General features: G+C 65.1%; 11 protein-coding genes. 6 read left to right on the top strand and 5 right to left on the bottom strand.

The features are described 5' to 3' along the window. The first annotated feature begins 42 nt into the window (after positions 1 to 42). The 3 genes from AC3WL2_RS18315 to AC3WL2_RS18325 all read left to right on the top strand — a co-directional run bounded on the left by AC3WL2_RS18315 (position 43) and on the right by AC3WL2_RS18325 (position 1,475). Positions 43 to 399, top strand: a complete 357-nt coding sequence (locus AC3WL2_RS18315; protein ID WP_046855429.1) for a histone-like nucleoid-structuring protein, MvaT/MvaU family — start codon at positions 43 to 45, stop codon at positions 397 to 399. Positions 400 to 605: 206 nt separating this feature from the next. Beyond that, a complete protein-coding gene (gloA, locus tag AC3WL2_RS18320) occupies positions 606 to 1,133 on the top strand; it encodes a lactoylglutathione lyase (RefSeq protein ID WP_102683890.1) in 528 nt (175 codons plus the stop codon). A 96-nt stretch (positions 1,134 to 1,229) separates the two neighbouring features. Beyond that, complete coding sequence (locus AC3WL2_RS18325) at positions 1,230 to 1,475, top strand: hypothetical protein (RefSeq protein WP_023630255.1); 246 nt, start codon at positions 1,230 to 1,232, stop codon at positions 1,473 to 1,475. A gap of 85 nt (positions 1,476 to 1,560) precedes the next feature. Here the strand turns inward: AC3WL2_RS18325 and AC3WL2_RS18330 are convergent, their stop codons facing one another. Continuing rightward, the gene (locus AC3WL2_RS18330; protein WP_102683889.1) at positions 1,561 to 2,382 is read right to left on the bottom strand and encodes a shikimate 5-dehydrogenase; all 822 of its coding nucleotides are present in this window, start codon (positions 2,380 to 2,382) and stop codon (positions 1,561 to 1,563) included. Between the two features lie 161 nt (positions 2,383 to 2,543). Between AC3WL2_RS18330 and AC3WL2_RS18335 the strand changes: the two genes are divergently transcribed. Together AC3WL2_RS18335 and AC3WL2_RS18340 are read left to right on the top strand one after the other, a co-directional pair. Next, the gene (locus AC3WL2_RS18335; RefSeq protein ID WP_038706052.1) at positions 2,544 to 2,885 is read left to right on the top strand and encodes a hypothetical protein; all 342 of its coding nucleotides are present in this window, start codon (positions 2,544 to 2,546) and stop codon (positions 2,883 to 2,885) included. 101 nt (positions 2,886 to 2,986) lie between these two features. Then, positions 2,987 to 3,169 carry a hypothetical protein gene (locus AC3WL2_RS18340; RefSeq protein ID WP_102683888.1) on the top strand — a complete coding sequence of 61 codons (183 nt, stop codon included), beginning with the start codon at positions 2,987 to 2,989 and terminating at the stop codon, positions 3,167 to 3,169. An 81-nt stretch (positions 3,170 to 3,250) separates the two neighbouring features. Here AC3WL2_RS18340 and AC3WL2_RS18345 read toward each other — a convergent pair whose 3' ends face one another. Together AC3WL2_RS18345 and hisN are read right to left on the bottom strand one after the other, a co-directional pair. After that, a complete protein-coding gene (locus tag AC3WL2_RS18345) occupies positions 3,251 to 4,297 on the bottom strand; it encodes a metal-dependent hydrolase (RefSeq protein WP_102683887.1) in 1,047 nt (348 codons plus the stop codon). A gap of 24 nt (positions 4,298 to 4,321) precedes the next feature. After that, positions 4,322 to 5,113 (bottom strand): histidinol-phosphatase, encoded by a 792-nt coding sequence (hisN, locus tag AC3WL2_RS18350; protein ID WP_102683886.1) that lies wholly within the window; start codon positions 5,111 to 5,113, stop codon positions 4,322 to 4,324. Positions 5,114 to 5,337: 224 nt separating this feature from the next. Here hisN and AC3WL2_RS18355 point away from each other — a divergent pair, with 224 nt between their 5' ends. Continuing rightward, positions 5,338 to 5,985, top strand: a complete 648-nt coding sequence (locus AC3WL2_RS18355) for a helix-turn-helix transcriptional regulator (protein WP_102683885.1) — start codon at positions 5,338 to 5,340, stop codon at positions 5,983 to 5,985. 55 nt (positions 5,986 to 6,040) lie between these two features. Here the strand turns inward: AC3WL2_RS18355 and AC3WL2_RS18360 are convergent, their stop codons facing one another. After that, on the bottom strand, positions 6,041 to 8,044 hold the full coding sequence (locus tag AC3WL2_RS18360) for a MacB family efflux pump subunit (RefSeq protein ID WP_102683884.1): 2,004 nt from the start codon (positions 8,042 to 8,044) through the stop codon (positions 6,041 to 6,043). A gap of 2 nt (positions 8,045 to 8,046) precedes the next feature. Then, complete coding sequence (gene macA / locus AC3WL2_RS18365; RefSeq protein ID WP_046855421.1) at positions 8,047 to 9,201, bottom strand: macrolide transporter subunit MacA; 1,155 nt, start codon at positions 9,199 to 9,201, stop codon at positions 8,047 to 8,049. Positions 9,202 to 9,301 lie beyond the last annotated feature (100 nt).

Consider the following 9,301-nt stretch of genomic DNA (forward strand, 5'->3'; position numbering starts at 1 on the left):
TTCGTCACGTCCCGCCACGGCAGACTTACAGGAGTGAAGACAGTGTCCAGACTTGCAGAGTTTCGTGCTGCCGAAAAAGCGCTCAAGGAACAGATGGCACAACTGGAAGCGCTGAAAAAGGATGCCGGCCTTAAACGCGAAATCGAATTCGAGCAGAAACTAGTCGGCCTGATGAAAAGCTATGACAAGAGCCTGCGCGATATCATCGCCATTCTCGACCCGAAAGCCGTGACCCGCGCCCCGGCCGCGGTCAAGCAGCAACGCCGCCCGCGGGTGGTAAAGGTCTACGCGAACCCCCATACCGGCGAGCGGATCGAGACCAAAGGCGGCAACCACCGCGGGCTGAAAGCCTGGAAGGAACAGTACGGGGCGCAGACGGTGGAAAGTTGGGTGCGCTGATGAAACCTCGACACCTGCTTCACACTTTTTTCACACCCGCAGGCTCAGTATCGAACCAGCTAAAGGACTAGCGACCCCATCACGCGCCCGCACATGCGGGCCTCTAATTCCGGCGCCCCGCACTCGTGCGGGGCGCTTTCATTTGCGCTGCTGGTTGACTTCCGTATCATGGCAAACCTATTCAAGGCCCTGATTCCGGAGTACCCATGAGCCTGCACGATCTGCAAACCCTCCCCGGCGTGACCGCCCAACCAGACACCGCCACCGCCCAATTCGTGTTCAACCACACCATGCTGCGGGTCAAGGACATCGAGAAGTCCCTGGACTTCTACACCCGCGTGCTGGGCTTTCGCCTGGTGGACAAGCGCGACTTCCCGGAGGCGGCTTTCAGCCTGTATTTCCTGGCCCTGGTCGACCCGGCGCAGATTCCTGCCGATGACGCCGAGCGCCATCAGTGGATGAAATCGATCCCCGGCGTACTCGAGCTGACCCACAACCACGGCACCGAGAACGACCCCGACTTCGCCTACCACAATGGCAATACCGACCCACGCGGTTTCGGCCACATCTGCATTTCGGTACCGGACGTACGTGTTGCCTGCGCCCGCTTCGAGGCGCTGGACGTCCCGTTCCAGAAGCGCCTGCAGGATGGCCGCATGAACCACCTGGCCTTCGTCAAGGACCCGGACGGCTACTGGGTCGAGGTCATCCAGCCGACCGAACTCAAGGGCTGATACCCACCGGTCGCGCTCGTCGGGCCGGGAACTCCCGGCCCCTCGCTGTGGTATATGGAAGTAACGCCTGCTCCAAGCCACAGCGAGGTAAGGACGATGCAAACCCTTCACTGTGAATACCGCGACCACACCATCACCGCCAGCGTGATGCCCCACCCCGACTCTCCCCTGCCCTATGCTGCAGGCTGCGTGATCACCGACCCTGCCGGCCACAGCAGCAGGCGACTATCGATGCCGATGAAGTTCTTCGCCGACCTGGAGAATGCCCAGCACGTGTCCCTGGCCCATGGCCGGGCGCTGGTTGACCAGCAGTTGGATGACAAGGATCAGCGGGTGTTCTGATAACCCCACGCCAGCAGCCAGCACCCACAGTGTGGGAGCCGGCTTGCCGGCGATGCGGCGCGCAGCGGCGCCCTTCTACACCTAATCATCCTTCACGGGCATACGCCACGGCAGCCGCCACCTGTTCGGCTGTCGGCCGGACCCCGGTGTACAACACGAACTGCTCCAGCGCCTGAAGCGCGATGACGTCGAGGCCGGTGATCACCGGTTTGCCCAGCGCCTCGGCGGCGCGGATCAGCGGTGTGCGTGCAGGCAGGGCAACCACATCGAATACCCGCTCGGTCGCCGCGATGGCGGTTTCGCTGAAGGCCAGCTGGTCGGCCTCCGGGCCACCTGCCATGCCGATCGGCGTGACGTTGATCAGCATCGGCGGGCAACGGTCTTCGAGTTCAGGCAGCCAGCGATAGCCGCAGACATCCGCCAATTGCCGCCCGGCCTGCTCGTTGCGGGCGACGATGATGCCGTCGCGAAAGCCTGCGTCGCGCAGCGCGCTGGCCACCGCCTTGGCCATGCCACCGCTGCCGCGCAGGGCGAAGCCGGTCGCCGGGTCGACCCGCCGCTCGGCCAGTAGCTGCCGTACCGCCAGGTAGTCAGTGTTGTAGGCCTTCAGATGGCCTGCGGTATTGACCAGGGTGTTCACCGAGTCGATGGCCGCCGCCGAGGGGTCGACCTCGTCCACCAACGCCAGGCAGGCTTCCTTGTAGGGCATCGATACGCCGCAACCGCGAATACCCAGGGCGCGGATGCCGGCCACGGCGGCCGGCAGGTCCTGGGTGGTCATGGCCTTGTAGTAATAGTCCAGGCCCAACTGCTGATACAGATGGTTGTGAAAGCGCACGCCGAACGTACCGGGGCGCCCGGCCAGGGAAATGCACAACACGGTGTCCCTGCTCGGTGAATGGCTCATCGCGGTTCCTCTGTCATGGCTGAATCGATTGCGCCAGCGTACCAGACCCCGCCGCCGGTCGCCCCTTACACAACCTTTACCCTTTGCCATGGCGCGGTTGACCGAGAGTGCGGTCATAGTAGACAGACCCCGAACGTGGGGTTGTCTTGCGAGGTGTCGCCATGAAGCGTTTCATCCCCGGAATCGCCCTGCTGGTCGGCGCGCTGGCCATCAGCGGGCAAGCCTCGGCCCATGGTGGCGGCTGGTACGGCCCGGGGCCGGTGATCGGCGCGGCCGTGGTGGGCGCGGTGGTCGGGGCGGCCGTATCGGGCGGCCACGACCGCACTGTCTACGTCGAACGCCAGCCGGCCTACTATCCACCGCCACCGGTCTATGTGCAGGCGCCGCCACCGCCGGTGTATTACCAGCCCTATGTGGTCGAGCGCTATGTGCCCGCCCCGCCGCCGGTCTACCGCCGCTATTATGGCCCGCCGCCGGTGTACTACGGCCCGCCGCGCTGGTAAGCGGCATAGTTGATAAAAGCAATGACCACTATCGAGGACATTGATTTCAAACCCTGAAGACGCCTGGGTAAGGTAGGGCCATGTTCGAGAGGAGATCCGCCATGGCCCCGATCCAGATCATGTCCGTTGTCGGCAGCGCAGTCCCCAGCAGCCTGCGCCAACAGGGCCTTTTGGCCTGCTGGTACCTGCTGCGCGACGGTGAAGCCATCAGTGGCCCGTTGACCAGCCGCCGCTGCGCCGAGACCCTGGCCGGCCGCTTGCTCGACCAGACCTGGGTCGCCTGACCCCGAATTTGTTGTGTGTTGCTCCCTAAGCCCTTGTAGCCCGCCACCCGGCGGGCTTTTTTTTGCTCGCCAGCCAGCCGCCTACAAATGCCCCGCCCACACGGCAAGTGGCAGTGGCGGTTGCTGGTCGAGGATACGGCGCCAGATCAAGCTCAACCGCTCGCCATCGAACAGGGAGGCGGCACCGCCACCAATCCAGCCCCTGGGCTGGATCACCGTCCATTGCCCTGCGGCATCACGCCGGGCCATTTCGAAGCGGAAACTGTAGTTGCCTGGCATGCCCATGCGCAGGTCGGTGACCACCAGCGAGTCACCCATGATGTCGTAGCGCAGCCAGTCATCGGTGAACCAGCGCAGGCGCTCGTACAGTGGCGAGCCCGCCAGTACCTTGGCAGCCTCCAGATTGCGCGACTGGTGCAGCATCTCCGGAGGTTCGCGATCGAACCCGCTGCTCACGCCCTCGTAGTAACCGCCATCCGGGGTTTTCGCCAGCACCCGCCAGATCAGGCTGTTGAAGGCGATGGGCACCGCGCGGACCTCACTGGCCTCGACGCCCTGCGCCTGCAAGGCCAGGTGGAAACGTTGCTCGGCGGCCATGCGCCCGGCCAGGCCGAAGCCCAGGTAGAGCGTGCTGCATCCCAGTGCCAGGCACAGCATCGCGGTCGCCCTGCCTTTCAGGCCCCTGATCGCCGCATAGCCCACCGCCAGCAGCAACGGCACGGTATACACCGGATCGATGATGAACACCGCCGCCCAGCTTTCCGGCGTCAGGTGCAGGGGCCAGAACAGCTGGGTGCCATAAACGGTGAAGGCGTCGAGCACCGGGTGGGTGACCAGCGCCAGCCAGAAGGCCAGGAACAGCCTGCCTGGGGTATAGCCTCGGCCTGGCCAACGCCAGGCGACCAGCCAGGCAAGCAACAGGGCCAGGCCGGTCAGGACGAAGATCGAATGGGAAAAGCCACGGTGGAAGGTCATCTGCGACACCGGGTCGGCGTAGCGGATCACCACATCCAGGTCGGGCAATGTCCCCAGGGCGGCGCCGTAGATCAGCGAGCGGCGGCCCTGGATACCGCCCAGTACGGCGCCTTGCAGGGCCGCGCCGAGCACGGCTTGGGTGATTGAGTCCACGGCAAACGTCTCGTGCAGGGTCTATCAGATGGCGTGACGCAACATCGCCAGTACCTGCGCATGCAGCGCCGGATCGCCACACGCCACCACGCAGCCCCCGTCCTGGGCCGAGCCGCCATCCCAGGAGGTGATGACCCCACCCGCGCCTTCGATGATCGGCATCAACGCCTGCACGTCGTACGGCTGCAGGCTGGCCTCGACGATCACATCGACGAATCCGGACGCCAGCATGCAGTAGGCATAGCAATCACCGCCATAACGCATCAGCCGGGCCTTGCCGGCGACCGCCTCGAACGCCGCCTTGCGCGCCGGGGTGTCGAACATGTCGGGGGTGGTGCACATCAGCGTGGCCGACGCCAGGTCGGCGCAGGCGCGGGTCTTAAGCGCCGTGCCATTGCGCCAGGCGCCGTGCGGGGTGCCGATGAAGCGTTCGCCGGTGAACGGCTGGTTCATCACCCCGAGCACCGGGCGGGTACCGTCGTTGAGAGCGATCAGCGTGCCCCACAGCGGCAGGCCGGTGATGAAGGCGCGGGTGCCATCGATCGGGTCGAGTACCCAGGTCAGCGGGCTGCTGCCCAGTGCCGCGCCCTGCTCTTCACCCAGTATGCCGTGGGTGGGATAGTGAGCCTGGATCAGCGCGCGCATGGCCTCTTCGGCGGCCTTGTCGGCGATGGTCACAGGGTCGTACAGGCGCCCCCCCTTGTCCTCGACATCCAGGCTGGCACGGAAGTACGGCTGGATCGCCGCCGCAGCGGCATCGGCCAGATGCTCGGAGAAAGAGCGGAATTCGCCGATCTGTTCAGCGCTCAGGGACATGGGGCGGTCTCGTTGTGGGATGGGATGCGCATCATACCCGAGTCGTGCGCGGACACACCTGCGGCGTCACCCATGATATTGTTATGCCATTATCGCCGCTTCATTTAACCGTCACTGATTCGTTGTACTAGGATAGCTAGCAGCCCCGATGGCCCGGCCGACAGTCAAGGATGCTGGTTGCTGGCGCAAGGGCCTCCGTTCCACCGCCTATCATGGATGACACGATGAATTCGCACCTGCTTTTTCCGCAGATCGGTAAAGTCATAGCCAGTACCGGTAGCCGCCATTTCCCCCGGCACCTGCACGACCTGATCCAGACCCACCTGACCATCGACGCCACGCATATCCGCCAACTGCGCATCAACCCGGCCTGCGCCAGCCAGCCAGACGCGACCCTGATCAGCGAGACGGTGTTCAGCGCCGGCGATACGGGTGACGGCTTCGACGACCCGGCGCGCCTGCACCTGGCCCGGCGCAAGGATGGTTTCCGCTACGAAATCACGGTCTTGCGGGCCGACACCCGCGTTGGTTTCTCAGCTACCGATCGCAGCCGGCTGGAGGACATTTCGCCCTTGCTGCTGCCCATGCTGGAAAAACACATCAATGCCCTGCAGCCTGCCTCGCCGGTACCCGCAGACCCTGACAGCCTCGAACAGCGTTTTCTCGAACGCCTGCGTCAGACCGGCATCCGCCTGTCGGAACGTGAGATGCAAGTGTGCGAGGGCTTGCTGGCCGGGCGCACGGCGCCGCAGCAAGCCGAGCATCTGCGGCTCAAGGTCAATACGGTGGAAAGTTACCTGCGCCGGGCGGCGATCAAGCTAGGCATCAGCGGCCGCCACTCGCTGATGCGCTGGATGTATGCTGAAATCTAGTCCCCCGCAGGACACCTGGGAGCGAGCGCCATGCATATAGCGCTCGCCTTCAGGCCTAATCCCGCGCCAACGCCTCGATAGGGTCCAGCCGCGCCGCATTGCGCGCCGGCACGAAGCCGAACACGATGCCGATCAAGGTCGAGCAGACGAACGCCGTGACCACCGATCCCAGTGAGAACACCATCTCCCACTGCTTGACGAAAAGCGCGAACAGATACCCGATCCCATAGGACAACCCGATCCCGATCACCCCGCCGATCAGGCAGACCATCACCGCCTCCACCAGGAACTGCTGGCGGATATCCGACTGCCGCGCCCCCACTGCCATGCGGATGCCGATCTCGCGGGTGCGCTCGGTAACCGACACCAGCATGATGTTCATCACCCCGATCCCCCCCACCACCAACGAAATCACTGCGATCAGCGACAACAGCAGGGTCAGCGAGCGGCTGGTCTTCTGCACGGTCTGCATGATGCTGTCGAGGTTGTTGGTGAAGAAATCCTTGGTCCCATGGCGCTGCAGCATCAGTTTGTTGACCTCCTCCTCCACCCGCTTGCTCGGCATGCCGTCCTTGATCCGCACACTGATGCTGTCCAGGTGGCGCTGGCCAAGCACGCGCCCGGCGGCGGTCTCGTAGGGCATCCACACGTTCAGGGTGTTGCCGGCGACGAACAGGTTCTTGTTCTCGGCGGTCACGCCGATCACCGTGCACGGCAAGTTGCCGACCAGGATCACCTGCCCAAGCGGGTTGATCCCATCGCCAAACAGGCGCTTGCGCGTGTTGTGGTCGATCACCACCACCTGGGCCTGGCGCCTGGCATCGTCTGCGCTGAACACGATCCCCGCGGCCAGGGGGATGTTGCGCACCTGGAAGTACTGCTCGCTGACGCCGTTGAGCTGCACGTCGGCGTCGATGTTGCGGTAGCGCACCAGCGAACTCTGGCCGATCACCGGGGTGGCACTGTCGACGTAATAGAGTTCGTTGAGCGCGGTCACGTCGGCCGGCACCAGGGTCTCGATGGCCTTGGCCCGGCTGTCGCCGAAACTGGTGCCGGAGTAGATGTCGATGGTGTTGCTGCCGATCGCCTGGATATCCTTGAGCACGTAGCCCTTGGCGCCCTCGCCGATGGCCGAGATCGACACCACCGAAGTGATGCCGATGATGATCCCGAGCATGGTCAGCAGGGTGCGCATGCGGTGCGAAACCAGGGCGATCCAGGCCATCTTGAAGGCCTCGCGGAACAACCCGAGGCTGGCCACCAGCCGCCGTGGCGCCTGCTCACGAGCCGGCGCCACCTCGGCGGTCGGCGCGGGGGGCTCGGCGCGGGTGCGCCGGTCACTGACAATCTGCCCGTCGCTGACCTCGATGATCCGCTCGGCGTGGGCGGCAACCTTGGGGTCGTGGGTCACCAGGATCACCGTGTGCCCGGCGCCGTGCAACTCCAGCAGGATGTTCATCACCTCCTTGCCGCTGGCGGTGTCGAGCGCCCCCGTGGGCTCGTCGGCGAGGATCACCTCGCCGCCGTTCATCAACGCCCGGCAGATACTCACCCGCTGCTGCTGGCCACCGGACAGTTGGCTGGGCCGGTGGGCCAGGTGGCTGCCCAGGCCCAGCCGGCCGAGCAGTTCCCGGGCGCGGGCATGGCGCCCGGCCTGGGGCACGCCGGCATACACCGCCGGGATCTCGACGTTGCGCAGGGCATCCAGGTGCGGCAACAGGTGGTAGCGCTGGAAGATGAAACCGAAGTGGTCACGCCGCAGCGCGGCCAGGGCGTCGTCGTCGAGATCGCGGGTTTCCTGGCCGCTGACCTGGTAGCTGCCGGCGCTGGCGTGGTCCAGGCAACCGAGGATGTTCATCAGCGTCGACTTGCCCGAACCCGAGGCGCCGATGATCGCCACCAGCTCGCCGGCATGGATCTCCAGGTCGATGCCCTTGAGCGCCAGGAACTCGCGGTCGCCCGCCATGAAGCTGCGGCTGACCCCGTCCAGGCGCAGCAACGGCTGCTCCTCGAGCGCCGACACCGCCCGTGCCGGCGACAGTTCCACGTTCATGTTCATGCTCACGCCCCCGCCTCGCCCGACACCGGCTCGCCGATCACCACGCGGTCGCCTTCGGCCAGGCCGTCCTTGACCTGCACCTTGACGTTGTTGTTGATCCCCGCCTGGACCTTGCGCACCTGGGCGAAGCCCTTGCCATCGAGCACCCGCACCGGGAAGCTGCCGTCGGCGTCACGCGGCCCCAGCGCCGCCACCGGTACGGTGAGCACGCCCAGGGCGGTGTCGAGGACGATACGCACCTGGGCGGTCATCGAGATGCGCAGCCGGTGCTCGGGGTTGGGCACCTCGAACAACGCGTTGTAGAACACCGCGCTGGCCTGCTTGGCGGCGCCGCCGCTCTTGTCGCTGCTTTCCAGGTAGTTCTGCGGCGCGGGCTCGGTGCCGCGCAGCTTGGCGTAGTAACGTTTGTCGTCACCGAGGATGGTGAAGTACACCTGCTGGCCGGGGCTGATATGAATCACATCGGCTTCGGACACCTGGGCCTTGATGGTCATGGTGTCGAGGTCGGCGAGCTTGAGGATTACCGGCGCCAGCTGGTTGGAGATCACCGTCTGCCCTTCCTGTGTGACGATACCCACCACATGGCCATCAATCGGCGCGACGATACGGGTGTAGCCGAGGTTGACCCGGGCCGTGTCGATCTGCACCTGGGCGCTCTTGATCTGCGCGTCCAGCGAGCGCAGGTTGGCTTGTTGCACCTCGAACTCGGACTCGGCGTTCTCGAAGTCCTGGCGCGAGATCGACTCGTCGGCCTGGAGCACGTCGTAGCGTTCGTAGACCCGCTTGGCCTGCTTGAGCTTGGCCTGCACCGAGCGCCGCTCGGCCTGCAGCTTCTCGGCGTCGACCTCGGCCTGGCGCAGCGAGTTGCGCGGCACCAGCGGGTCGATTTCGGCCAGCCACTGGCCTTCGGCGACCTTGTCGCCAAGCTTCACCTTGAGCGACTTGAGTTGCCCTGAGACCTGGGCGCCGACGTCCACCTGGCGGATACCTTCCAGGGTGCCGGTGGCCAGCACCGCGTTTTCGATATCGCCACGCTCGACCGTAGCGGTGATGTACTGCGGCGGCTTGGCCGGGGCCTGCACCGCGTACAGCACGATGCCGGCGACCAGGGCCACGGCGACACCGAGGGTGATCTTGCGAAACTTCGTCTTTTCCATAAAACCGTTCTTCCTGAAGCTGATGAGGTCCCGTGGGAGCGGGCTTGCCCCGCGATAACGCCACTCCAAGGTGACACCATCACTTTGCAAGCCCGCTCTC

This window comes from Pseudomonas sp. FW305-96 (assembly GCF_058783825.1).